At 60.9% G+C, this 22791-nt stretch carries 23 protein-coding genes; 17 read left to right on the forward strand and 6 right to left on the reverse strand.

Annotated features, from left to right (window positions below; translation table 11 throughout):
- Positions 1–24: 24 nt before the first annotated feature.
- Positions 25–990: a type II secretion system F family protein gene (locus KGA98_RS15610; protein WP_223502752.1), complete on the forward strand. Its 966-nt coding sequence runs from the start codon at positions 25–27 to the stop codon at positions 988–990.
- A gap of 199 nt (positions 991–1189) precedes the next feature.
- Here the strand turns inward: KGA98_RS15610 and KGA98_RS15615 are convergent, their stop codons facing one another.
- The 5 genes from KGA98_RS15615 to KGA98_RS15640 all read right to left on the reverse strand — a co-directional run bounded on the left by KGA98_RS15615 (position 1190) and on the right by KGA98_RS15640 (position 7059).
- Entirely contained in the window at positions 1190–1459 is a 270-nt protein-coding gene (locus KGA98_RS15615; protein ID WP_150672620.1) for a DUF3613 domain-containing protein, read from the reverse strand.
- Between the two features lie 18 nt (positions 1460–1477).
- Positions 1478–2191 (reverse strand): tetratricopeptide repeat protein, encoded by a 714-nt coding sequence (locus KGA98_RS15620; protein WP_223502753.1) that lies wholly within the window; start codon positions 2189–2191, stop codon positions 1478–1480.
- Positions 2192–2310: 119 nt separating this feature from the next.
- Positions 2311–3534 (reverse strand): type II and III secretion system protein family protein, encoded by a 1224-nt coding sequence (locus KGA98_RS15625; protein ID WP_223502754.1) that lies wholly within the window; start codon positions 3532–3534, stop codon positions 2311–2313.
- Between the two features lie 595 nt (positions 3535–4129).
- A complete protein-coding gene (locus KGA98_RS15635) occupies positions 4130–4537 on the reverse strand; it encodes a PA2817 family protein (protein ID WP_007972361.1) in 408 nt (135 codons plus the stop codon).
- A gap of 74 nt (positions 4538–4611) precedes the next feature.
- Positions 4612–7059, reverse strand: a complete 2448-nt coding sequence (locus tag KGA98_RS15640) for an acyl-CoA dehydrogenase (RefSeq protein ID WP_223502756.1) — start codon at positions 7057–7059, stop codon at positions 4612–4614.
- Positions 7060–7308: 249 nt separating this feature from the next.
- On the opposite strand from KGA98_RS15640, the gene KGA98_RS15645 reads away from it, so the two are divergent.
- From KGA98_RS15645 to KGA98_RS15660, 4 genes are all read left to right on the forward strand, one after another.
- On the forward strand, positions 7309–7968 hold the full coding sequence (locus KGA98_RS15645; protein ID WP_057713694.1) for a transglutaminase-like domain-containing protein: 660 nt from the start codon (positions 7309–7311) through the stop codon (positions 7966–7968).
- A 43-nt stretch (positions 7969–8011) separates the two neighbouring features.
- Positions 8012–8635 carry a glutathione S-transferase family protein gene (locus KGA98_RS15650; protein WP_223502757.1) on the forward strand — a complete coding sequence of 208 codons (624 nt, stop codon included), beginning with the start codon at positions 8012–8014 and terminating at the stop codon, positions 8633–8635.
- A gap of 132 nt (positions 8636–8767) precedes the next feature.
- Positions 8768–9700, forward strand: coding sequence for an ABC transporter ATP-binding protein (locus KGA98_RS15655; protein ID WP_057713696.1), 933 nt, complete (start codon positions 8768–8770; stop codon positions 9698–9700).
- Positions 9697–10476 carry an ABC transporter permease gene (locus tag KGA98_RS15660; RefSeq protein ID WP_046037490.1) on the forward strand — a complete coding sequence of 260 codons (780 nt, stop codon included), beginning with the start codon at positions 9697–9699 and terminating at the stop codon, positions 10474–10476. Before KGA98_RS15655 ends, KGA98_RS15660 begins: the two co-directional genes overlap by 4 nt.
- 143 nt (positions 10477–10619) lie before the next feature.
- On the opposite strand, the gene KGA98_RS15665 is transcribed toward KGA98_RS15660, so the two are convergent.
- On the reverse strand, positions 10620–11135 hold the full coding sequence (locus tag KGA98_RS15665; RefSeq protein ID WP_057713698.1) for a DUF2062 domain-containing protein: 516 nt from the start codon (positions 11133–11135) through the stop codon (positions 10620–10622).
- A 135-nt stretch (positions 11136–11270) separates the two neighbouring features.
- Here KGA98_RS15665 and KGA98_RS15670 point away from each other — a divergent pair, with 135 nt between their 5' ends.
- The 12 genes from KGA98_RS15670 (at position 11271) to KGA98_RS15725 (ending at position 22725) form a co-directional block, all read left to right on the forward strand.
- Positions 11271–13505, forward strand: a complete 2235-nt coding sequence (locus KGA98_RS15670; protein WP_223502758.1) for a DNA internalization-related competence protein ComEC/Rec2 — start codon at positions 11271–11273, stop codon at positions 13503–13505.
- Positions 13506–13603: 98 nt separating this feature from the next.
- Positions 13604–14239 (forward strand): MotA/TolQ/ExbB proton channel family protein, encoded by a 636-nt coding sequence (locus tag KGA98_RS15675; RefSeq protein ID WP_057713700.1) that lies wholly within the window; start codon positions 13604–13606, stop codon positions 14237–14239.
- On the forward strand, positions 14236–14664 hold the full coding sequence (locus KGA98_RS15680) for an ExbD/TolR family protein (protein ID WP_057713701.1): 429 nt from the start codon (positions 14236–14238) through the stop codon (positions 14662–14664). Before KGA98_RS15675 ends, KGA98_RS15680 begins: the two co-directional genes overlap by 4 nt.
- Complete coding sequence (gene lpxK / locus KGA98_RS15685; RefSeq protein ID WP_223502759.1) at positions 14664–15674, forward strand: tetraacyldisaccharide 4'-kinase; 1011 nt, start codon at positions 14664–14666, stop codon at positions 15672–15674. Before KGA98_RS15680 ends, lpxK begins: the two co-directional genes overlap by 1 nt.
- Before the next feature lie 24 nt (positions 15675–15698).
- Positions 15699–15884: a Trm112 family protein gene (locus KGA98_RS15690; protein ID WP_003179363.1), complete on the forward strand. Its 186-nt coding sequence runs from the start codon at positions 15699–15701 to the stop codon at positions 15882–15884.
- A complete protein-coding gene (kdsB, locus tag KGA98_RS15695) occupies positions 15881–16645 on the forward strand; it encodes a 3-deoxy-manno-octulosonate cytidylyltransferase (protein WP_090457217.1) in 765 nt (254 codons plus the stop codon). Before KGA98_RS15690 ends, kdsB begins: the two co-directional genes overlap by 4 nt.
- Complete coding sequence (locus KGA98_RS15700; RefSeq protein ID WP_090457215.1) at positions 16645–17109, forward strand: low molecular weight protein-tyrosine-phosphatase; 465 nt, start codon at positions 16645–16647, stop codon at positions 17107–17109. The genes kdsB and KGA98_RS15700 overlap by 1 nt, the downstream gene beginning before the upstream one ends.
- The gene (gene murB, locus KGA98_RS15705) at positions 17106–18125 is read left to right on the forward strand and encodes a UDP-N-acetylmuramate dehydrogenase (RefSeq protein WP_223502760.1); all 1020 of its coding nucleotides are present in this window, start codon (positions 17106–17108) and stop codon (positions 18123–18125) included. Before KGA98_RS15700 ends, murB begins: the two co-directional genes overlap by 4 nt.
- A 241-nt stretch (positions 18126–18366) precedes the next feature.
- The gene (locus tag KGA98_RS15710; protein ID WP_015096391.1) at positions 18367–18837 is read left to right on the forward strand and encodes a (2Fe-2S)-binding protein; all 471 of its coding nucleotides are present in this window, start codon (positions 18367–18369) and stop codon (positions 18835–18837) included.
- The gene (locus KGA98_RS15715; RefSeq protein WP_223502761.1) at positions 18834–21155 is read left to right on the forward strand and encodes a xanthine dehydrogenase family protein molybdopterin-binding subunit; all 2322 of its coding nucleotides are present in this window, start codon (positions 18834–18836) and stop codon (positions 21153–21155) included. The genes KGA98_RS15710 and KGA98_RS15715 overlap by 4 nt, the downstream gene beginning before the upstream one ends.
- Complete coding sequence (locus KGA98_RS15720) at positions 21155–22138, forward strand: XdhC family protein (protein ID WP_223502762.1); 984 nt, start codon at positions 21155–21157, stop codon at positions 22136–22138. The genes KGA98_RS15715 and KGA98_RS15720 overlap by 1 nt, the downstream gene beginning before the upstream one ends.
- Positions 22135–22725: an NTP transferase domain-containing protein gene (locus KGA98_RS15725; RefSeq protein ID WP_223502763.1), complete on the forward strand. Its 591-nt coding sequence runs from the start codon at positions 22135–22137 to the stop codon at positions 22723–22725. Before KGA98_RS15720 ends, KGA98_RS15725 begins: the two co-directional genes overlap by 4 nt.
- The last annotated feature ends 66 nt before the right edge of the window (positions 22726–22791 follow it).

Raw genomic sequence — 22791 nt, forward strand, 5'->3', positions numbered from 1 at the left:
GTTCGCTACCGGGAGGTACAGGTCATGGACTTTTTGCTCGGGTTGTTCAGTCGGGTCACGGCAAACGAGGAGATGGTGCGCCTGTTGTTCCTCGCCGTGATCGGTTTGAGTACGGTGCTTGCGGTTGTCGCCGTGATCTTGCTGATGATGGGGCTTCAGGATCCGGTGCAGCGTCGTCTGGCGTTGATCAAGCGTGGTCATTTAGGCAACACGACCGGGCAGGAAGCTCCGGGTAACCTGCAACTGTTGCTGGAGCGGGTTGGCCAGCGCTTTGGCTCGGCCGAATCGGCTCAGACGTCCGTCACCCAGACCCTGTTGATGCATGCGGGATACCGTTCCTCGTCGGCGGTGCAAATATATTGGGCGGTACGCTTGATGTTGCCGCTGTTATTGATCGGTATTGCGTTGCTGCTGTTGCCGATGATTCCCAAGGTTTCCCTGATCATGGGGCTGCTGTTGGTGTTCGTGGTGGCCGCTATCGGATGGCTGGTGCCAGCGGTGTATGTCGCCAAGCGCAAGCAGTTGCGACAAGGTCGGCTGCGTGCTGCGTTTCCGGATGCGCTGGATCTGATGGTGGTTTGCGTGGAGTCGGGTCTGGCCCTGCCCACGACCATCGAACGGGTGGCTGAGGAGATGTCGGTCAGTCAGGTCGAACTGGCTGAAGAGCTGGCCCTGGTCAATGGGCAAATCCGCGCGGGCATTTCCAGTACCGAGGCGCTCAAACAACTGGCCGTACGCACTGGCCTGGATGACGTACAAGGGCTGGTCAGCCTGTTGGCGCAGAGTATCCGCTTTGGTACCAGCGTGGCCGACACCCTGCGCATCTACGCCGATGAATTCCGTGACCGGCGTACACAGGCCGCCGAAGAGATGGGGGCGAAAATCGGTACCAAGCTGATATTTCCACTGATTTTCTGTCTATGGCCGAGCTTCTTTCTGGTCGCTATCGGCCCGGCCCTGATCGGGGTACTCAGAGTATTCGGTAAGTGAACAGGAGTGGCTTGCTGTCGAACAGGATGGCTGTACTGCATAAGAACGAGGTGGAGCTGGCGAACGGAGTGCATTCACTCCAATCGCTTGCTCCATCTTTTAATACCTGGACTGTATTTTCCTGCACACGTGATTGAGCCTGGCTTTTTAGCCAGGCCACTCTGGACTACGCCAGAGGCTGATCACCCATCGACATGCCTCAGTCGCCGATGGTCATTTCTCCCGCTGTATCCTGGTCATAAAATTCCGGAATCGGGTAGTTGAAGCTGTTCAGCCAGCGCTGCATGGCCAGGTCACGCTCGGTGGCCGAAGCGGTTTGCAGGTGAGGGGATGCAACCACACCGCGAATTTGTAGTTGCAACCACTGCTCGGTGCCTTGTTGATACGGCGAGGAGGGCCCTGGCTCAATGGCCCAGGCAGTGGTTGACAGGCAAGCCGTGCACAGGATCAACAGCCGTTTGGTATTCATCTCGACTCCTCGTACGTTCTACTTGTTCGCACTGGTAGAGGCATCGGCTACCTCAGCCTTGCGATTCCCATCGCTAGCCACCACTTTTTTGGCGGAGGCCTTGAGTTTTTCCGCGCGGGTTTGAGCCTCTACGACTTGCTTGGGGCTCAAGTCGGCGCGGGTCACGAGTTCGGCTGCCGCCTTCCAGTTATCCTGGTAGATCAGCAGCGTCACCATATTGAGTGCCGCCAGTGTGTTTGCCTGCTTGAGCTCCATGGCGGTCATGAACTCAAAGCGTGCTTCGGGGATCCGTCGCTGATTGAGGTAGACGACCCCCAGGTCATTGCGCATCCTGTCGTCGGTGGGAGCCATCTTCACCGCACGCTCAAGGTGAGTGGCAGCGCTGGCGTTGTCATTTCTGGCGGCGGCCAACTGGCCCAGGCCATGCTCCCCTTCAGCCGCCAGACAGGTGCCTAGCAAGCCTTCGTACAACGGCTGCGCGTCGCCGCTACGCCCCATCAGGCGCAGTACCCGAGCCTTGCGCAGGCGAACCTGGACCAGGTTATCGGGCAATCCTTCCAGATTCGCCAGGCTGGCATACAAACGGCCTTCGTCGGCCATGTTGTCGGCCAGGTTCAGGGCCAGTTCTTGCTCCGAACCGGGCTTGGCACAGCTGGCCGGTCGCGAAGACAGGCCATTGCTGGCACAGCCTGCGAGCATTAATGTCGCCGCAATTGCAATGACTGCTTTCATCGAAGGTCCTCTGGCGACAACAGGTTGAGCGCCTGGCCAATGGCAATACAGCTGGCCCGGCAAGCGTTCAAAGTCACCGTTACGAGTGAGGGCGAGGCCAGTCTGGTTCAGGCTCCGGTTCATTGCGAGAGCCCGCTGCGACTGTCGAAGTCGCCATTTTCGAGGAAAAACATGCGGTAGAAGTTCGGGTCGTAATTGCGCAGCTGCTCACCAGGCAATGACGGTAGTTGTGCATTGGCCGCCAGTGGCTGGACCAGATGCGGGGTGACGATCATCAGCAGTTCGCGCTCTTCACGGTTGATGGTGTTGTCGCGGAAAAACGCGCCCAGAACCGGGATATCGCCCAGCCCCGGAAACTTGTTCACCTGGGAATTGTTGCGGGAGCTGATCAGGCCGCTGATGACGAAGCTTTCGCCGTCGGCCAGGGAGATGCTGGTATCGGTCCGGCGCACGTTCAGGGCCGGGACGACTGTGCCGGCGATGCTCACGGCGTTGGTGAAATCCAGTTCACTGACTTCCGGCGCCACCTTCAGCGCGATACGGTTTTTCCCGACGATGGTCGGCGTCAGGGTCAGGCGGATACCGAATTCCTTGTACTCGATGGACACGTTATCGCTGCCTGAACTGGGCACCGGAATCGGTATTTCACCGCCGGCCAGGAAGCTCGCACTCTGCCCGCTGAGCGCTACCAGGCTTGGCCGCGCCAGGGTGTAGGCGAAGCCGCTGCCCTCCAGCGCATTGAGCGCCACCAGGGTACTGCCGGTAGCAAACGTGAGGTTGAAGTTGTCGTTGTTCACCGGTATCGACGGCGTGACAATGCCGCCGATGGTAGGCAAGGTTCTCGGCGAGCCGAACAGCCAGTTGCCACGGACGCCGAAAATCGAGGCGGAGGCTTCCTTGAGTTTGGTCCGGCTGACTTCAACGAAGCGGATATCGGTCTGCACCTGGCTCGGTAGCAACGGGTCGTCGGAGGGCACCGACGGCACACTGGTCAGCGCCGATGTGGCTCTACCCTTGACGAACACCATGCTTTGGCGTGGCGTTTTCGAACAGGCGGTCCAGACCATCAGGCTGGTGGTCCCCGGCGCAATGCCCGTGAGTATGAATGCGCTGCTGCCGCTGGGCTGCACGTCGGCAATTTTCGGGTCACCCACCGCCAGTTGTGTTACTGGGACAGGGCTGCGCAGTTCATTCTGCAGCCCTTGGCCGACCTCGTACGTAGACGGCCAATTGTCCAGTTGCGAGCAATTGGCCGGCGCGGCCTGAGCCGCATCCACGCTGAGGCCCATCCAGAACAGGCCATGGAAAATTCGCTTGAAAGCGGGCACGGTACGAAGGCTCATTAAGTACATCCTCACTGGATAGGCCATCTTTAGTCAGGCTGAGTTGTCTCGGATCACTTCACGGGGATCGGGCTATCCCCCCCAATGCGCCAGACCACTTATCCACGGCCTTGGCGTTATTCCTTGCGTGCTACACGCATGCAGGCGCAATTCGCTGATCTGGCGGGACAGCGAGCGACCTTTGCTGAAACGGTTTTTAGTGATCCGGTTACCTGGACTGCCCGTCGGAGCAATACTCGCGCCTATGGGTCGACCTGGTTCCCCCGGAAAGTCATCGGCAATGCAGGTACAGAGCCGAAAAGCGCCTGCCAGGATCATGGTGAGGTAACTCCTTTTGCCAATCCGCTATCTGATCACTGAAGCTAACGTGAAAACTCGAGCCGTTATGACTTCTTGTAGTTTGAAGGTAGTTCAATCAAACCAAAGTGCCATGAGATAGAGAGAAAACTATTGGTGCAAAGGCTGGAGATAGGCAGGCGGACGTGCGGAAAAGGTCGCAGCACAGTGCGGTTGCATGAAGTTGACGGGGTGCGCTGAAGGAAAAAAAAGGCCCGCATGCTCAAGCATGCGGGCCTTTGGCATCACTGATTGACGATCAGTGCTTGCTGTCCTGGTTCGACAGCGCCAGCAACTGCTTTTCCTGGTTCCAGTCGAAGGGCTCGTCGTTCTGTTCGGCTTCGAAGCGGCGCTCTTCCAGTGCCTGATACAGGTCGATTTCATCATCGGGCATGTAGTGCAGGCAGTCGCCGGCGAAATACCACAGCAGGTCGCGCGGGACCAGGTGAGCGATTTGCGGGTAGCGAGTGATGACCTGGCACAGGATGTCCTGGCCCAAGTACTGGCTTTCGATCGGGTCGACAGGCAGTAACGCAAGCAGTTCGTCGAAGCGCTCAAGGAACAAGGCATGACTTTCGTCGGGAACCTGCTCGGCCTCACCTACGGCGACCAGGATGCTGCGCAGGTGGTCGAGTAAAACGAGATGATCGGCAACGATGTTGGACACGAGATAAGTCCTCAAGAGCAAAACGGGCGCGGGAGTATAAAGCGCCCGCGCCCGTTTTTACATGCTTGACGGGATCAGCGGACTTTTCCCTCGGCCAGTGCCAAGGCCTCTTGGTCAAAGTCATCGACATCGATCACCTTGCGCCGGGCCGCTTCGGCTTCTCGCAGGGTTTGGGCTTCCACCGGCTGCAATACACCAGCCTCGAGGGCGGCATCGATCACCGACTCGCCGGCCACCGGTTTGACCTGGCCACTCTTGAGTGCCATATGCAGTTTTTTCTGCAGCGGCTGTGCGGCGCTCAACAGATTGCAGGCGTGTTGCAATGCACCGACCGGATCGTCGCTCGCTTGCGGGCGGTAGCACCCCAGGAGCACTTCCTCCAGTGCCGGGTCGCCCTTGGCGCGGCCGATCACCCCTGCGACTTCGGCGCCGAGTTTGTCCGATGGCCCTTTGTGCCGGCGCCCGAACGGGAACACGATCACTCGCAACAGACAGCCCACGACTTTATTCGGGAAGTTGCTCAGCAGTTCATCCATCGCCCGTTCCGCCTGGCCCAGGCTTTCTTCCATGGCCCAGGTCAGCAGTGGTGCCATGTACTGCGGTGAGTCAAGGTCGTTGTAGCGCTTGAGCGCGGCGGACGCCAGGTAAAGGTTGCTCAATACGTCGCCTAGCCGTGCGGACAGGCGTTCGCGGCGTTTCAGTGCGCCGCCCAGCAACATCATGCTCAGGTCGGCGAGCAGGGCGAAAGCAGCGGCCTGACGGTTGAGTGCGCGGAAATAACCCTGGCTGAGTTTGTCGCCCGGAGTGTGTTCCAGATGCCCGAAACCGAGATTGAGCACCAGCGTACTGGCGGCGTTGCCCACGGCAAAACCGATGTGCTTGAGCAGCAGGTCATCGAATTCTCTGAGCGCCTGATCCTTGTCTTCACGGCCGGCGAGGGCCATTTCCTTGAGCACGAACGGATGGCAGCGAATCGCGCCCTGGCCGAAGATCATCAGGTTGCGCGAGAGAATGTTCGCGCCTTCGACGGTGATGAAAATCGGCGCACCGTTCCATTTGCGGCCGAGGTAGTTGTTCGGCCCCATGATGATCGCCTTGCCGCCGTGCACATCCATGGCGTCGCTGATGCAGTCGCGGGCGCGTTCGGTCAGGTGGTACTTGAGAATTGCCGACAGCACCGACGGTTTCTCGCCCAGATCGACTGCATTGGCGGTCAGCATGCGGGCGGCGTCCATCATCCAGGCGTTGCCGCCAATGCGGGCCATGGCTTCCTGGATGCCTTCGAACGAGGCAATCGGCACATTGAACTGCTCGCGAACCTGAGCGTATTGGCCCGTTACCAGACTGGTGAACTTGGCCATGCCGGTGCCCACCGCCGGCAGGGAAATCGAACGCCCGACCGACAGGCAGTTCATCAGCATCATCCAGCCTTTGCCGAGCATCTCCTGGCCGCCGATGAGGAACTCCAGCGGGACGAACACGTCCTTGCCCGAGTTCGGGCCATTCATGAATGCCGCGCCCAATGGCAGATGTCGGCGGCCGATCTCGACACCGGCGATGTCGGTCGGAATCAGTGCCAGGCTGATGCCCAGGTCTTCCTTGTCACCCAGCAGGTGATCCGGATCGTAGGCCTTGAAGGCCAGGCCGAGGAGGGTGGCCACCGGACCGAGGGTGATGTAGCGTTTTTCCCAGTTCAGGCGCAGGCCGAGGACTTCCTGGCCCTCCCATTCACCTTTGCAGATCACTCCAGAGTCCGGCATGCCGCCGGCGTCGGAGCCGGCCAGCGGACCGGTCAGGGCAAAGCACGGGATGTCGTCGCCGCGCGCCAGGCGAGGCAGGTAGTGATTGCGTTGTTCGTCGGTGCCGTAATGCAGCAACAGTTCGGCCGGGCCGAGGGAATTGGGGACCATCACGGTTGAGGCAAGGTCGCCGCTGTGGCTCGCCAGTTTCATCGCCACTTGCGAGTGGGCATAGGCGGAGAAGCCCTTGCCGCCAAACTCCTTGGGGATGATCAGGGCGAAAAAGCCGTTGTCCTTGATGAATGTCCAGGCTTGCGGCGGCAGGTCCATGGTTTGACCGAGCTGCCATTCACTGACCATGGCGCAGAGTGTTTCGGTCGGCCCGTCGATGAAGGCCTGTTCCTCTTCATTCAATTGCGCCTTGGGATAGGACAGCAGCTTGCTCCAGTCCGGACGGCCACTGAACAGTTCGCCGTCCCACCAGACGGTGCCAGCGTCGATGGCATCGCGTTCGGTTTGCGACATCGGCGGCAGGGTTTTCTGGAACCAGTTGAACATCGGCGCGCTGAACAATTTGCGGCGCAGGTCGGGCAGCAGCAAAGGCGCGGCGACGGCGGCGATCAACACCCAGAAAACCAGTAGCAGCCAGCCCGGTGCGCGGCTGAAAGCGCCCATGGCCACGACATAGATGGCCACGATGACCAAGGCGGGCAGCGGGGCGATGCGGCGGTGGGCCAAATAAGCAATCCCGACCAGCAAAACCAGTATCCACAACAACAGCATATTCATTCCTCCGTGAAACCAGGGCGAACCAGCCCACAGAGCTTAGACGGCATCCGCGAAACAGGCTGGTTGGAGCGATGTGATTCGAGTCGTGGGAAACCCAGCATGATTTTCGTGCGACAAATGGGCCGCACACGTGGGAAATACGTTCATTGAGCGAGCGGCAAAGCGGCCATGTTTGGCCGAAACGTCGTTATCTCTGTGCTGAAGCTCTCGCTAGACTCGGGGCTTCCCCAGGAGATTATTTTCATGCGCGAGTATCTGAGTCCCGGCCGCTTCATCGATAGTGACCATCCGTCCGTGGTGGAGTTCGCCGAAAAGCACCGTGGCGCCAGTCGCGATCCGCTGGAGCAGGCGATCAGTCTCTATTACGCCGTGCGCGAAGCGGTGCGCTACAACCCGTACACGTTCAGTCGCGACCCGCAGACCCTGCGCGGCAGTTATGCGCTGGCGGCCGGGGAGAGTTACTGCGTGCCCAAGGCCACGTTGCTGGCAGGTGCAGCGCGGCATTGCGGGATTCCCGCGCGGATCGGCCTGGCGGATGTGCGCAATCATTTGTCGACGCCACGGCTGCTCGAATTGCTCAAGAGCGACATGTTCGCCATGCACGGCTACACCGAGTTTTACTTGCAGGATCGCTGGGTCAAGGCGACACCCGCGTTCAACCGCAAACTCTGCGACCTGTTCAATGTGGCGCCGCTGGAATTCGACGGGATCAACGACAGCGTTTTTCATCCCTTCAACCGCGATGGCGCGAAGCTGATGGAGTACCTGGTCGATCACGGCCAGTTCGCCGACGTACCTGAAGCGTTCTTTTTCGAACACCTGGAAAAGTGCTATCCGCACCTGTTCGGTGAGCAACAGCAACCACTATTGGGCGACATGCAGAGCGATTTGAGTCGCGCCTGATCCGGCGTATGCTGCCTGCCCACTTACCGAAAAAGAGGCGGTCATGCTGAAGATCTGGGGTCGGAAAAACTCGTCGAATGTCAGAAAACCATTGTGGGCCGCCGAAGAACTGGGACTGGCCTACGAGGCGATCGATGCCGGTGGCGCCTTTGGTGTCGTCGATACACCCGAATACCGCGCCATGAATCCCAATGGTCGCGTGCCTGTCATTGAAGACGACGGTTTTGTGTTGTGGGAGTCCAACGCCATCGTGCGTTACCTGATGGCCTTGCATGCCGACGGCACGGCCTGGCACCCGAATAGTCCCAAGGCCCGGGCCACTGCCGACAAGTGGATGGACTGGACCACCTCAAGCTTTGCCGGCCCGTTCCGTACCGTGTTCTGGGGTGTGCTGCGTACCCCGGCAGACCAGCAGGACTGGCCCGCCATCAAGGCGGCGATCAAGGAATGCGACACGCTGCTGGCAATGGCCGATCAGGCGTTGGCGAACAAGCCCTACCTGTCCGGAGACGAGATCGGCATGGGCGATATTCCCCTGGGCAGTTTCATTTATGCCTGGTTCGAGATGCCGATCGAACGTGCGCCACAACCGCATCTGCAGGCCTGGTATGGCCGGTTGAAACAGCGTCCGGCGTATCAAAAGGCGGTCATGACCGCGTTGACTTAATACTCACTATCGACACGCTTGACTGTACTTGTGTGGCGGCGACAAGCACCATTGTGCCACTCCGCTGCGGTTGTTTTGTTCGCCGCCGCCCATACTTATCCTTTTCTTCCCTTCTTGGTGCGTAAATCAGATATGAGTTCCGCTCTGTCCATCCGGCAGCTAACCAAAACCTACGGCAACGGTTTCCAGGCCCTGAGTGGTATCGATCTGGATGTCGCCGAAGGTGACTTTTTCGCCTTGCTCGGCCCGAACGGCGCCGGCAAGTCCACGACCATCGGCATTCTCTCGACCCTGGTGAACAAGACCAGCGGCACGGTGAACATCTTCGGTCACGACCTGGACAGGAATCCTGCGCAGCTCAAGCGCTCCATCGGCGTGGTGCCTCAGGAATTCAACTTCAACCAGTTCGAAAAGACCTTCGACATCGTCGTGACCCAGGCCGGCTACTACGGCATCCCGGCGAAAATCGCCAAGGAACGCGCCGAACAGTACCTGACCCAGCTCGGCCTGTGGGACAAGAAGGACGTGCCATCGCGCTCGCTGTCCGGTGGCATGAAGCGTCGCCTGATGATCGCCCGCGCGCTGGTTCATGAACCGCGTCTGCTGATCCTCGACGAGCCGACCGCCGGGGTGGATATCGAGCTGCGTCGCTCGATGTGGAGCTTCCTCACCGAGCTGAACCAGAAAGGCATCACCATCATCCTCACGACCCACTATCTGGAAGAGGCTGAGCAGCTGTGCCGCAACATCGGCATCATCGACCACGGCACCATCGTCGAGAACACCAGCATGCGGCAGTTGCTCAGCCAGTTGCATGTCGAAACCTTCCTGCTGGACCTCAAGGGCGACCTGCCAGCTGCGCCGCAGTTGCTCGGCTATCCGTCCCGGCTGATCGACAGCCACACCCTGGAAGTCCAGGTGGAAAAGTCCATGGGCATCACCGCGCTGTTCACCCAGTTGGCGCAGCAGAACATCGAAGTGCTGAGCCTGCGTAACAAAACCAATCGCCTCGAGGAGTTGTTCGTGTCCCTGGTGGAGAAAAATCTGTCGAAGGTGGCGGTATGAGTTCCGAGCTGCGCCCCAACCTCGTTGCCCTCAACACCATCGTTTACCGTGAAGTCCGGCGTTTCACCCGGATCTGGCCCCAGACCCTGCTGCCGCCGGCCATCACCATGGTCCTGTACTTCGTGATCTTCGGTAATCTGATCGGTCGGCAGATCGGCGACATGGGCGGCTTCACTTACATGGAGTACATCGTGCCGGGGCTGATCATGATGTCGGTGATTACCAACTCCTACGGCAACGTGGTGTCGAGTTTCTTCGGCAGCAAGTTCCAGCGGTCCATTGAAGAATTGATGGTCTCGCCGCTGTCGCCGCACACCATTCTGATTGGCTATACCCTGGGCGGCGTGCTGCGTGGCTTGATGGTGGGGATCATCGTGACCCTGCTGTCGCTGTTCTTCACCCACTTGCAGGTGCATCACCTGGGCGTGACCATTCTGGTGGTGGTGCTGACCGCGACCATCTTCTCGTTGCTGGGCTTCATCAACGCCGTGTTTGCGCGTAACTTCGATGACATTTCGATCATCCCGACTTTCGTGCTGACGCCACTGACCTATCTGGGCGGGGTCTTCTACTCGATCACCTTGCTGCCACCGTTCTGGCAGACCGTGTCCCTGGCCAACCCGGTGCTGCACATGGTCAACGCGTTCCGCTACGGCATCCTTGGCGTATCGGATATCCGCATCAGCGTGGCCATCGCCTTCATGCTGGTTGCGACTGCGGTGCTGTATCTCGGTAGTGCAAGGTTGCTGGTCAGCGGGCGCGGGATGCGTACCTGAGAAATACCGAGTCGTCTGTTTCGCGAGCAAGCCCGCTCCCACACATGGATCCATGTAGCACTGTGGGAGCGAGCTTGCTCGCGATGGCGTCAGCCCGGACACCGCAAAAAAAACGGCCTCCCAAGTGGAGGCCGTTTGCATTCTCACATCCGGCTCTTCTTGCGCCGCTTCCATTGCCTGGCCACCCACCAGCGCCAATACATCATCACCAGAAAGTAGGCCAGTGCGCCGAGTACCAGCCCGGTTACCACCGAGCCCAACAGAAACGGTTGCCACAAGGTCGAGATTTCACCCGTGATCCATTCCCAGTTCAGTGAGTCCGGCAACTGCCGGGCGGGAACGTCCATCAGCCAGGCGCCGGTCTGGTACGTGCAGAAGAACACGGCGGGCATGGTGATCGGGTTGGTCAGCCAGACCAGGCTCACGGCAATCGGCATGTTGCCGCGCACGATGATGGCGAGGATTGCCGCCAGCAGCATCTGTAGCGGGATCGGCAGGAACGCGGCGAACAGCCCCACCGCCATGGCGCGGGCAACGGAGTGGCGGTTGAGGTGCCACAGGTTCGGGTCATGCAACAGCGTGCCGAGAAAGCGTAAGGACTTGTGTTCCCTGATGCTCATCGGGTCTGGCATGTAGCGTTTGAATAAGCGCCGGGGCATAAGGCTTCTCGGTCGGTCAGGGCGGCAAGTATGTCTGGATTCCATGAACTGCCTATTCAGATTTTGTGACAATTATTGACGGCGCCCATGCGACGAGCGGGCTAAGCCTTGAAGGGGACTTTCAAGGACGGGCTTATGCGCACAGGGATGATGGCGCTGGCGTTGGGTCTTTTGACCTTGCGTTTTTTACCGGCATTACCGCCGGTCTGGTTATGGCTGGCGATGCCGGTGGCGGGTTTGATGTTGCTGCCGTTCAGGACTTATCCGGTGGCGTTTTACTTGTTCGGCTTGAGTTGGGCCTGCGCGAATGCGCAGTGGGCGCTGGATGACCGGTTACCGCCGGCGCTGGACGGAGAAACCCGTTGGGTCGAAGGGCGGGTCACTGGCTTGCCCCGGCATGACGACGGTGTCGTGCGTTTCGAGTTGACCGACATCCAGTCCCGACGTACCCGGCTGCCGCAGCAAATGCGTCTGGCCTGGTATGGCGGGCCGCCGGTGAACAGTGGCGAGCGCTGGCGCCTGGCAGTCAAGTTGAAGCGTCCGGTCGGGCTGCTCAATCCGCAGGCCTTCGACTACCAGGCCTGGTTGCTGGCACAACGCATCGGGGCGACCGGGACGATCAAGCAGGGCGAACGCCTTGCGCCAGCCCAATGGGCCTGGCGCGATGCAATCCGTCAGCGTTTGCTGGCGGTGGATGCCCAAGGGCGAAACGGCGCGTTGACGGCGTTGGTGCTCGGGGACGGCGCCGGGTTGAGTCGCGAAGACTGGCAGGTATTGCAGGACACCGGCACGGTCCATCTGTTGGTGATATCCGGGCAGCACATCGGATTGCTGGCGGGCGTCGTGTATCTGCTGATCGCCGGCCTGGCCCGCTTTGGGTTATGGCCGAACCGTCTGCCATGGTTGCCCTGGGCGTGTGGCCTGGCATTCGCCGCTGCGCTCGGTTACGGGATGCTGGCCGGTTTCGAGGTGCCGGTGCGGCGGGCCTGCTTGATGATTGGTCTGGTGTTGTTGTGGCGTCTGCGGTTCCGTCATCTCGGTGCGTGGTGGCCACTGTTGTTGGCACTCAACGGCATTTTGCTGCTGGCGCCGCTGGCGAGTCTCCAGCCTGGTTTCTGGCTGTCTTTCGCGGCCGTGGCAGTCTTGATATTGACCTTCGGCGGACGTTTGGGGCCGTGGCGTTGGTGGCAGACCTGGACCCGTGCCCAGTGGCTGATTGCAATCGGGCTGTGTCCGTTGTTATTGGCACTGGGGTTGCCCATCAGTCTGAGCGGGCCGCTGGCCAATTTGTTTGCGGTGCCCTGGATCAGTCTGGCGGTACTGCCACCGGCGTTGCTCGGGACGCTGTTGCTGCCGGTGCCTTATGTGGGTGAGAAATTGCTGTGGCTGGCGGGCGGTCTGATCGACGGTTGGTTCAGCGGATTGGGGTTCGTCTCCGGTCAGGTTCCTGCGTGGGTGCCCGCGGCAGTCCCGCTATGGGCCTGGGCAATCGGTGCGATTGGCGCCTTTTTGCTCTTGCTGCCGCGAGGCATGCCGATGCGCCCGTTAGGATGGCCCATGCTGTTGATGCTGGTTTTTTCGCCCAGGCCGATGTTGCAGGAGGGCATGGCGGAAGTCTGGCAACTGGATGTCGGTCAAGGCCTGGCGATCCTGGTGCGCACCCGGCATCACACGTTGCTGTATGACGCCGGACCGCGTTTCGGAGAACTCGACCAGGGGGAACGGGTGGTGCTGCCGGCATTGCACAAACTGGGGGTGAAGGGCATAGACCTGATGCTGATCAGCCACGCCCACGCCGATCATGCCGGCGGTGCCCCGGCGATTACCAGGGGGTTGCCGGTGAAACAGGTGGTCAGTGGTGAACCGTCAGACTTGCCTGCGCAACTGCAGGCCGGGAGATGTGAGAGCGGTCGGCGATGGACCTGGGATGAAGTCGATTTCCAGCTTTGGCACTGGCCATTGGCCGGCGACAGCAACCAGAACTCTTGTGTCTTACTGATCGAGGCCAATGGCGAACGGCTGCTGTTGAGTGGTGACATCGATGCCGCCGCCGAGAGAGCCCTGCTGGACAGTCCGTTGGCCCGGCCCACCGATTGGCTGCAGGCGCCACACCACGGCAGTCGCAGCTCGTCGTCCAATGCCCTGTTGGATGTCCTGCAACCCAAAGGTGCGCTGATCTCCCGCGGGCAGGGCAATTCGTTTGGCCATCCGCATCCCACGGTCATCGCGCGTTATCAAAAACGTGGAATGGCGATCTACGACAGCGTCGAACAGGGTGCCATTCGTCTGCAACTGGGACGCTTCGAGCCGCCGTGGTCATTGCGCCAGGAACGGCGTTTCTGGCGCGATCCGCCGCCCTTGAACCCATAACCGAGCGTTATCAAAGCCCGACCGGATGCGACATCACGGTCTTCGGTGCGTCCACCCCCTATGTTAGAGTGGCGCACTTTTTCGAGGGGGCTGTCACTGTGTGGGAATTGGTCAAATCCGGCGGCTGGATGATGCTGCCGATCATTTTGAGTTCCATCGCGGCCATGGCGATCGTTGCCGAGCGTCTGTGGACCCTGCGGGCCAGCCGCGTGACCCCGGAGCACTTGCTCGGGCAGGTATGGGTCTGGATCAAGGACAAACAGCTCAATAAGGAAAAGCTCAAGGAACTGCGCGCCAATTCGCCTTTGGGCGAGATCCTGGCGGCCGGCCTGGCCAACTCCAAGCATGGCCGCGAGATCATGAAGGAGTGCATCGAAGAGGCCGCTCAACGGGTCATCCATGAGCTCGAACGCTACGTCAACGCCCTGGGCACCATTGCTGCCATGGCCCCGTTGCTGGGCTTGCTCGGTACCGTGCTGGGCATGATCGATATTTTCAGCGCGTTCACAGGCTCAGGCATGACCACCAACGCCTCGGTACTGGCCGGTGGTATTTCCAAGGCCCTGATCACCACGGCTGCCGGTTTGATGGTTGGTATCCCGGCGGTATTCTTCCATCGATTCCTGCAACGCCGGATCGATGAACTGGTGGTAGGGATGGAGCAGGAAGCGATCAAACTGGTCGAGGTAGTGCAGGGCGACCGCGATGTGGACCTGGCCGGGAGCAAAGCGTGAAATTCCGCCGCAAACCACGAGAAACGGTGGACATCAACCTCGCGTCGCTGATCGACGTGGTGTTCATCCTGCTGCTGTTTTTTGTCGTGACCACCACCTTCACCCGTGAAACCCAGCTACGCGTCGATCTGCCGGAAGCGGTCAGCGGCGCACCGGCCGACGATCAGAACAAGCCTCTGGACATCGCCATCAGTGCCGACGGCGTGTTCTCGGTGAACAACCAGATCCTGCCGAAAAGCGATCTGGCTTCGCTGATGGATGCGCTGCAAAAGGAAGCCAATGGCGACACCAACCGGCCACTGTCGATCAGCGCTGATGGCAAGACACAGCATCAGTCCGTCATCACCGCCATGGATGCGGCCGGCAAGCTCGGTTTCAGCCATTTGCGCATGACCACTGTCGAAGCGGCGCCCCCCGCGTCCTGATGGCCATGTCCGATCGATTGCTCGCCGCGTGGTACGCAGGTCATCCGGCCCTGAAACTGTTGCAGCCGCTGGAATGGCTGTACCGGCGCGTGGTCATGAACAAGCGCAAGCGCTTTCTGGCCGGAGAGGGCGAGATCTATCAGCCACCGGTGCCGCTGATCGTGGTCGGCAACATCACCGTGGGTGGCACCGGCAAGACACCGCTGATTCTGTGGATGATCGAGCACTGCCAGCGCAGCGGCCTGCGGGTCGGCGTGGTCAGCCGCGGCTACGGCGCCCAACCGCCGCAACTGCCATGGCGAGTCGAGGCCGAGCAAAGCGCCGACGTCGCCGGTGACGAGCCGTTGCTAATCGTCCAGCGCACGGGCGTCCCGCTGATGATCGACCCCAATCGCAGCAACGCCGTCAAAACCTTGTTGGCCAGTGAGCCGCTGGACCTGATCCTGTCCGACGACGGCATGCAGCACTACCGCATGGCCCGTGACCTGGAACTGGTGCTGATCGATGCCGCCCGTGGCCTGGGCAATCGCCGTTGCCTGCCTGCCGGGCCGTTGCGTGAGCCGGTCGAGCGCCTGCAAAGCGTCGACGCGGTCCTCTACAACGGTGCCGTGGCCGACTGCGATGATGGATTTGCCTTCCAGTTGCAACCCACCGCGCTGGTCAACCTGCGCAGCGGCGAACGGCGTCCCCTCGACCACTTTGGCGCAGGCCAGGCCGTGCACGCGGTGGCCGGCATCGGCAATCCACAACGTTTCTTCAAGACCCTCGAAACGCTACACTGGCAGCCGGTTCCACATGCGTTTGCCGACCACGCCGAATACAGCGTGGAGGCGTTGAATTTCACGCCGTCATTGCCCTTGGTGATGACGGAAAAAGACGCGGTGAAATGCCGTGCCTTTGCCGCCGCCGACTGGTGGTACCTGGCGGTCGATGCTGTGCCGTCGCCGGCCTTCGTGGCCTGGTTCGACACGCAGTTGATGCGCCTGCTGCCGGCTCGTTTGTTGCCTTAACTCCGTTTTTTCCAGGGAATGCTCATGGACACCAAATTGCTCGATATCCTCGCTTGCCCGGTCTGCAAAGGCCCGCTCAAGCTCAGCGCCGACAAGACCGAGCTGATCAGCAAGGGCGCAGGCCTGGCCTACCCGATTCGCGACGGCATCCCGGTGATGCTCGAATCCGAAGCGCGCACCCTGACCACCGACGAGCGCCTGGATAAATGACCACAGCCTTTACCGTCGTCATTCCATCGCGTTACGCCTCCACACGCCTGCCCGGCAAACCGCTGCTGCTGATCGCCGGCAAGCCGATGATCCAGCACGTCTGGGAACAGGCGAGCAAAAGCAGCGCCGAGCGGGTGGTGGTGGCCACCGACGACGCGCGCATCGTCGAGGCCTGCAATGGCTTTGGCGCCGAAGTGGTGTTGACCCGTGAAGATCACAACTCCGGCACCGATCGCCTGGCCGAAGTCGCGATGAAGCTGGGCCTGGCGCCCGACGCTATCGTGGTCAACGTCCAGGGCGACGAGCCGCTGATCCCGCCGAACGTGATCGATCAGGTCGCCGCCAACCTGGCAGCCCACGCCGAAGCGCGCATGGCCACCCTGGCCGAGCCGATCGAAGACGTGGACACCCTGTTCAATCCCAATGTGGTCAAGGTCGTCAGCGACCTCAATGGCCTGGCGCTGACGTTCAGCCGCTCTACCTTGCCCTGGGCGCGGGATGCCTTCGCCGTGAACCGTGAGCAGTTGCCCGAAGGTGTGCCGTACCGCCGCCATATCGGCATTTATGCCTATCGCGCCGGATTCCTGCAGGATTTCGTCAGCTGGGGTCCATGCTGGCTGGAAAACACCGAGTGTCTGGAACAGCTGCGTGCGCTGTGGCATGGCGTACGAATTCACGTCGCCGATGCACTGATCGCGCCGCCACCCGGAGTCGACACCGTTGAAGACCTTGAGCGCGTTCGTCGCCTGCTGGAGGCGTGATGCGGGTTCTGTTTGTCTGCCTGGGCAACATCTGTCGCTCGCCCACGGCCGAAGGCGTGCTGCGGCATAAGCTGCGCGAGGCCGGCTTGGCCGATCAGGTTGAAGTGGCCTCCGCCGGCACCGGTGACTGGCATGTCGGCAAGGCGCCGGACAAGCGCAGTCAGGCCGCGGCGAAGCTGCGCGGCTATGACTTGTCCGCCCAGCGCGCCCGACAAGTCAGTCGTGCCGATTTCGCCACCTACGACCTGATCCTGGCGATGGACAACAGCAACCTGCGCAACCTCAAGGCCTTGCAGCCGGCCAAGGGCAAGGCCGAATTGGACCTGTTCCTGCGTCGCTACCAGTCGCCAGTCGATGAAGTGCCGGACCCGTACTACGACGGCGAACAAGGCTTCGAGCAGGTGCTGGACCTGATCGAGCACGCCAGTGATTTGCTGGTGATCGAATTGAAGGGACGGTTATGAGTTTGCAGGTTCAATCACAGGTTTCGCTCAAACCGTTCAACAGCTTTGGCGTGGATGTCCAGGCCCGGCTGTTTGCCCAGGCCCATAGCGACGCCGATGTGCGCGAAGCTCTGGCCTACGGGCTGGAGTACAAGGTCCCGGTGCTGGTGATCGGCGGCGGCAGCAACCTGTTGCTGACGGCGGATATCGAATCACTGGTACTGCGCATGGCCACGCGCGGGATTCGCGTGCTGAGCGATGAGGGCGGCAAAGTGGTGATCGAGGCCGAGGCAGGCGAGCCCTGGCATCCATTTGTGCAACACACACTGTCCCTGGGGCTGTCCGGCCTGGAAAATCTCAGCCTGATTCCCGGCACTGTCGGTGCGGCACCGATGCAGAACATCGGCGCTTATGGCGTCGAGATCAAGGATGTGTTCGCCGGCCTGACCGCCCTCGATCGCCAGACCGGCGAACTGCGCGACTTTACCCTGCAAGAGTGCAACTTCGCCTACCGCGACAGCCTGTTCAAGCAGGAGCCGGGGCGTTGGTTGATCCTGCGTGTGCGTTTCGCCCTCGACCGCGCAGCGCATCTGCACCTGGAGTACGGCCCGGTGCGCCAGCGCCTGACCGAACAAGGCATCGAGCATCCGACCGCCAGCGATGTCAGCCAGGCCATTTGCAGCATCCGCAACGAAAAACTCCCGGACCCGGCCGTACTCGGCAATGCCGGCAGCTTTTTCAAGAACCCTTTGGTGTCGTCGGCGCTGGCTGCACGGCTCAAGGGCGAATACCCGGACCTGGTGGCCTATGCGCAACCCGACGGGCAGATGAAACTGGCCGCCGGTTGGCTGATCGAGCGGGCAGGGTGGAAAGGTTTCCGTGAAGCTGATGCTGGCGTGCATAAATTGCAGGCGCTGGTGCTGGTCAACTATGGCGGCGCGACGGGCCTGCAACTGCTGAACCTGGCGCAGCGCATCCAGAAAGACATTCTCGAGCGTTTCCATGTCGATCTGGAAATGGAGCCGAACCGGTATTGAGCTAAGCTTTCAAGACGGATCAAAAAGCCCTGCACAATGTTTGTTGTGCAGGGCTTTTTTGTTAATGCTCGGTTAACTTAGTCAGCTAACGATGCACACTCTTGCTCCACCAAAGGCCCGGTGCAGACCGTTTGAGTCAGCATAAGAGAGCCCATTAGCCTGAGTCGATCTGCGTGCGACCCACCGAGATCCAGCGGCAGATTGCTCGACCCCATAACTCAAGACCTATGCGGGCGTGCCCATGATTACCCTGAAACTCAATGGTCAAGACCATCAACTCGACGTCACCGAGGACATGCCGCTGCTCTGGGCGATCCGCGACGTGGCCGGTTACAACGGCACCAAATTCGGCTGCGGCATGGGCCTGTGCGGCGCCTGTACCATTCATATCGAAGGGGCTCCGGCACGCAGTTGCATTACGCCCATCGGTTCAGTCGTCGGGCAGAATGTCAGCACCATCGACAACCTGCACGCCGATCCGATCGGCAAAGTCGTGCAGCAAGCCTGGCTCGACACGGCAGTGGCTCAATGCGGCTTCTGCCAGGGCGGGCAAATCATGTCGGCGACGGCACTGCTCAAGACCCATCCGAACCCGAGCGACGAGCAGATCGAAGAAGCCATGGTCGGCAACATCTGCCGCTGCGGCACCTATAACCGTATCAAGACCGCGATCCGTCAGGCTTCCACTCACCTGAAGGAGGCCAAGGCATGAACCGGTTACCGAATGATTTCGCCCTGAGCAACCTCAGTCGCCGTGGTTTTCTCAAGGGCGTGGGGGCGACCGGTGCGCTGGTGGTCGCCGCGAGTTGGGGTTGGCAAGACGCGTTTGCCGAAGAGAAAGAGAAGAAGTTCGGCGCCGACGGCATGCCCCACGGTTGGGTCGACGATCCGAAAGTCTATGTGAGTATCGCCGCCGATGGCACGGTGACCGTTATCTGCAACCGCTCGGAGATGGGCCAGGGCGTGCGCACCAGCTTGACCATGGTGGTGGCCGATGAACTGGAAGCCGACTGGGCGATGGTCAAGGTACAGCAGGCCCCCGGCGATGAAGTGCGCTTCGGCAACCAGGACACCGACGGCTCGCGCAGCATGCGTCACTGGTACGAGCCGATGCGTCGCTGCGGTGCCGCCGCGCGCGCGATGCTGGAACAAGCCGCCGCTGACCAATGGAAAGTGTCAGTCGGCGAGTGCCAGGCGCAACTTCATAAAGTCATTCATAAACCGTCGGGCCGCGAACTGGGCTATGGCGTGCTGGCCGCCGCCGCTGGCGCTTTGGCCGTGCCTGCGCGAGAAAGCCTGAGACTCAAGCAACCTTCGGAATTTCGATATATCGGTAAGGAAGGCACCAAGGCCATCGACGGTGAGGACATCGTCAATGGTCGTGCGGTGTACGGCGCCGACGTGCATTTCGACGGCATGCTGTACGCGACCATCGCGCGGCCCACGGTGTATGGCGGCAAGGTCAAAAGCTTCGATGGCAGCGCGGCGATGAAAGTCCCAGGCGTGGTCAAAGTGGTACAGATCGAAAGCCGTCCGTTGCCTTCGGAGTTCCAACCCCTGGGCGGCATCGCCGTGGTGGCGAGCAATACCTGGGCGGCGATAAAGGGCCGTGAGGCACTGAAAATCGAATGGGACGACGGCCCCAACGCCAGCTACGACTCGATTGCCTATCGCAAGGAACTCGAAGCCGCCTCGCTCAAGCCCGGCAAGGTGGTGCGCAATACCGGCAACCTCGATGAGGCCATGGCCAGCGCCGATAGCACGCTGGAAGCCTCCTACTACTTGCCGCATTTGTCACAGTCGCCGATGGAACCGATGGTCGCCATTGCGCGGTTCAAGGACGGTGCGTGCCAAGCCTGGGGGCCAAGCCAGGCGCCGCAGGTCACCCGGGAACGGATCGGTGAGCGCCTGGGCCTGCCGTTCGACAAGGTCACGTTCAACGTGACTCTGCTCGGGGGCGGGTTCGGACGCAAGTCCAAGCCTGACTTCATCATCGAGGCCGCCATCCTCGCCAAGGAATTCCCCGGCAAAGCGGTGCGGGTGCAATGGACCCGCGAAGACGACATCCACTGTTCCTATTTTCACACCGTGTCGGCTGAATACCTCAAGGCCAGCCTGAACAAGGATGGCCTGCCATCCGGCTGGTTGCACCGTACGGTGGCGCCGAGCATCACCGCGTTGTTTGCGCCGGGCATGAACCATGAGGCGGCGTTCGAACTGGGCATGGGGTTCACCAACATGGCGTATGCGATCCCCAACATTCGCCTGGAAAACCCCGAGGCAACGGTGCATACCCGGGTAGGTTGGTATCGCTCGGTGTCGAACATTCCCCATGGTTTCGCGATCCAGAGTTTTATCGATGAACTGGCGCACAAGGCCGGGCAGGATCCGCTGAAGTACCAGATCAGATTGCTCGGCCCGGACCGTCAGATCGATCCGCGTACCTTGAGTGAAGAGTGGAACTACGGCGAATCCCCCGAGCGTTATCCGATCGACACCGCGCGCCTGCGCACAGTACTGGAGACCGCCGCCAAAGCCGCCGGTTGGGGGCGTGAGTTGCCCAAGGGACGCGGCCTGGGCCTGGCAGTGCATTACAGCTTCGTGACCTATGTGGCGGCGGTGATCGAGGTGGAGGTCAAGGACGACGGTACGCTGGTGGTGCACAAGGCTGACATCGCCGTCGATTGCGGGCCGCAGATCAACCCCGAGCGGATTCGCGCGCAATTCGAAGGCGCCTGCGTCATGGGCCTGGGTAATGCGGTGCTGGGGGAAATCAGCTTCAAGGACGGCAAGGTCCAGCAGGATAACTTCCATATGTATGAAGTGGCGCGCATGGCCCTGGCGCCGAAAGAAGTGGCGGTGCATCTGGTGACGCCGCCGGGCAATGTCCCGTTGGGTGGTGTGGGTGAACCGGGCGTGCCACCCATTGCGCCGGCCCTGTGCAATGCAATCTTTGCTGCGACCGGCAAGCGCATCCGCGACCTGCCGGTTCGTTATCAGCTGTCGGGCTGGCAGAAGGCCGGCGCCTGATGGACAGCGCCGATCTGAACGTCCTGCGCAGCGTGTTGCAATGGCATCGCGCCGGTCAGCGGGTGGTGTTGTACAGCGTGGTCGAAACCTGGGGCACTGCGCCCCGGGCACCCGGCGCCATGCTGGCCTTGCGCGAAGACGGCATGGTGATTGGTTCGGTCTCGGGCGGGTGTGTCGAAGATGACTTGATTGCCCGGCTGCACGACGGACGCCTCGCACTTGACGGGCCGCCGGTGCAATTGATCACCTACGGCGTGACCCGCGAGGAAGCCGCACGTTTCGGCTTGCCCTGCGGTGGCACCTTGCGCTTGACCGAGGAGCGTATCGACGATGGGGATTGGGTCGAGCAATTGCTCGCCCGTTGCGAGGCCCATGAAATCGTTGCGCGTGAACTGAACCTGACCACCGGCGAAGTACTTTTGCAGCCGGCCAGTAAAGATGACGTGTTCACGTTCGACGGGCAGACCCTGCGGGTGATCCATGGCCCGCGCTGGCGCTTGCTGCTGATCGGCGCGGGGCAGCTGTCGCGCTATGTGGCGGAAATGGCCCGGCTGCTGGATTTCGAGGTGCTGATTTGCGACCCGCGTAGCGAGTTCGTCTACGGTTGGGAGGAGCAGCACGGACGATTCGTTTCGGGCATGCCGGATGAGGCGGTATTGAATATCCAGACCGATGAACGCACGGCTGTCGTGGCCTTGACCCATGATCCGCGTCTGGATGACATGTCGCTGCTCACGGCCCTGGATTCCAGGGCTTTTTACGTCGGAGCGCTGGGATCGCGGGTCAACAGCCAGAAGCGCCGGGAAAACCTGGCTCAACTGGGTTTGTCGCAATCGGCGATTGACCGCTTGCATGGACCGATCGGTTTGCACATCGGCAGTCATAATCCAGCGGAAATTGCCTTGTCGCTCATGGCGGAAATCGTGGCGGTCAAAAACGGCATCGAACTGAAGCAGAAGAAAGCCCTGCGGGAGAGCGTATGAGCAAATCCATCGGCGTTATCGTGTTGGCAGCGGGGCAGGGCAGTCGGTTTCGTCAGGTGGCGGGTGCCGAAAAGGATAAATTGGTGGCCGATTGCACCGGGCGTGACGGCGTGGTGCGGTCCGTCATCGAGCACACATTGGTCAACCTGCCGGCGACACTGGACAAGCGCGTACTGGTGACCACTGCTGACCGCCCGCAAGTGATTCGCATGGCTCAGGCCTATGGCTGCGAGATTGTGCTGATCGAATCGACGGGAATGGGCGACAGCATTGCCGCGGGAGTCGCTGCCTGCAAGCAACTCGATGGCTGGCTGATGGTGCTGGGGGATATGCCGTTCATCCTGCCATCGAGTATCGAGCAAGTGGTGGCGGGGATTGGCGATGACAGTATCAGCGTGCCCGTGCAGGACGGCGGGTACGGGCATCCGGTCGGTTTCGGACGGGACTTCGCGGCGGGGTTGATGGCGCTATCGGGGGATCGCGGCGCCAAGCCGCTGTTCGCCCAAGGGCGGGTGGTTGAAGTGAGTGTGGATGATCCTGGTGTGGTGTGGGATGTGGATGTGCCGCAGGCATTGATCTTCAAGTAGTTCCAGAGGGGATCCCCTGTGGGAGCGGGCTTGCTCGCGAAGGCGGCCTGGCAGTCAACTGAGGTG

It is taken from the genome of Pseudomonas sp. BF-R-24, assembly GCF_019947335.1.
Taxonomy (GTDB): Bacteria; Pseudomonadota; Gammaproteobacteria; order Pseudomonadales; family Pseudomonadaceae; genus Aquipseudomonas; species Aquipseudomonas jessenii.

Excerpts from the sequence above, each read along its gene's own strand:
- KGA98_RS15610 (WP_223502752.1), top strand. The coding sequence starts at position 25 with ATGGACTTTTTGCTCGGGTTGTTCAGTCGGGTCACGGCAAACGAGGAG.
- KGA98_RS15615 (WP_150672620.1), bottom strand. The coding sequence starts at position 1,459 with ATGAATACCAAACGGCTGTTGATCCTGTGCACGGCTTGCCTGTCAACC.
- KGA98_RS15620 (WP_223502753.1), bottom strand. The coding sequence starts at position 2,191 with ATGAAAGCAGTCATTGCAATTGCGGCGACATTAATGCTCGCAGGCTGT.
- KGA98_RS15625 (WP_223502754.1), bottom strand. The coding sequence starts at position 3,534 with ATGAGCCTTCGTACCGTGCCCGCTTTCAAGCGAATTTTCCATGGCCTG.
- KGA98_RS15640 (WP_223502756.1), bottom strand. The coding sequence starts at position 7,059 with ATGCTGTTGTTGTGGATACTGGTTTTGCTGGTCGGGATTGCTTATTTG.
- KGA98_RS15645 (WP_057713694.1), top strand. The coding sequence starts at position 7,309 with ATGCGCGAGTATCTGAGTCCCGGCCGCTTCATCGATAGTGACCATCCG.
- KGA98_RS15650 (WP_223502757.1), top strand. The coding sequence starts at position 8,012 with ATGCTGAAGATCTGGGGTCGGAAAAACTCGTCGAATGTCAGAAAACCA.
- KGA98_RS15655 (WP_057713696.1), top strand. The coding sequence starts at position 8,768 with ATGAGTTCCGCTCTGTCCATCCGGCAGCTAACCAAAACCTACGGCAAC.
- KGA98_RS15660 (WP_046037490.1), top strand. The coding sequence starts at position 9,697 with ATGAGTTCCGAGCTGCGCCCCAACCTCGTTGCCCTCAACACCATCGTT.
- KGA98_RS15665 (WP_057713698.1), bottom strand. The coding sequence starts at position 11,135 with ATGCCCCGGCGCTTATTCAAACGCTACATGCCAGACCCGATGAGCATC.
- KGA98_RS15670 (WP_223502758.1), top strand. The coding sequence starts at position 11,271 with ATGCGCACAGGGATGATGGCGCTGGCGTTGGGTCTTTTGACCTTGCGT.
- lpxK (WP_223502759.1), top strand. The coding sequence starts at position 14,664 with ATGGCCATGTCCGATCGATTGCTCGCCGCGTGGTACGCAGGTCATCCG.
- KGA98_RS15690 (WP_003179363.1), top strand. The coding sequence starts at position 15,699 with ATGGACACCAAATTGCTCGATATCCTCGCTTGCCCGGTCTGCAAAGGC.
- kdsB (WP_090457217.1), top strand. The coding sequence starts at position 15,881 with ATGACCACAGCCTTTACCGTCGTCATTCCATCGCGTTACGCCTCCACA.
- KGA98_RS15700 (WP_090457215.1), top strand. The coding sequence starts at position 16,645 with ATGCGGGTTCTGTTTGTCTGCCTGGGCAACATCTGTCGCTCGCCCACG.
- murB (WP_223502760.1), top strand. The coding sequence starts at position 17,106 with ATGAGTTTGCAGGTTCAATCACAGGTTTCGCTCAAACCGTTCAACAGC.
- KGA98_RS15710 (WP_015096391.1), top strand. The coding sequence starts at position 18,367 with ATGATTACCCTGAAACTCAATGGTCAAGACCATCAACTCGACGTCACC.
- KGA98_RS15715 (WP_223502761.1), top strand. The coding sequence starts at position 18,834 with ATGAACCGGTTACCGAATGATTTCGCCCTGAGCAACCTCAGTCGCCGT.
- KGA98_RS15720 (WP_223502762.1), top strand. The coding sequence starts at position 21,155 with ATGGACAGCGCCGATCTGAACGTCCTGCGCAGCGTGTTGCAATGGCAT.
- KGA98_RS15725 (WP_223502763.1), top strand. The coding sequence starts at position 22,135 with ATGAGCAAATCCATCGGCGTTATCGTGTTGGCAGCGGGGCAGGGCAGT.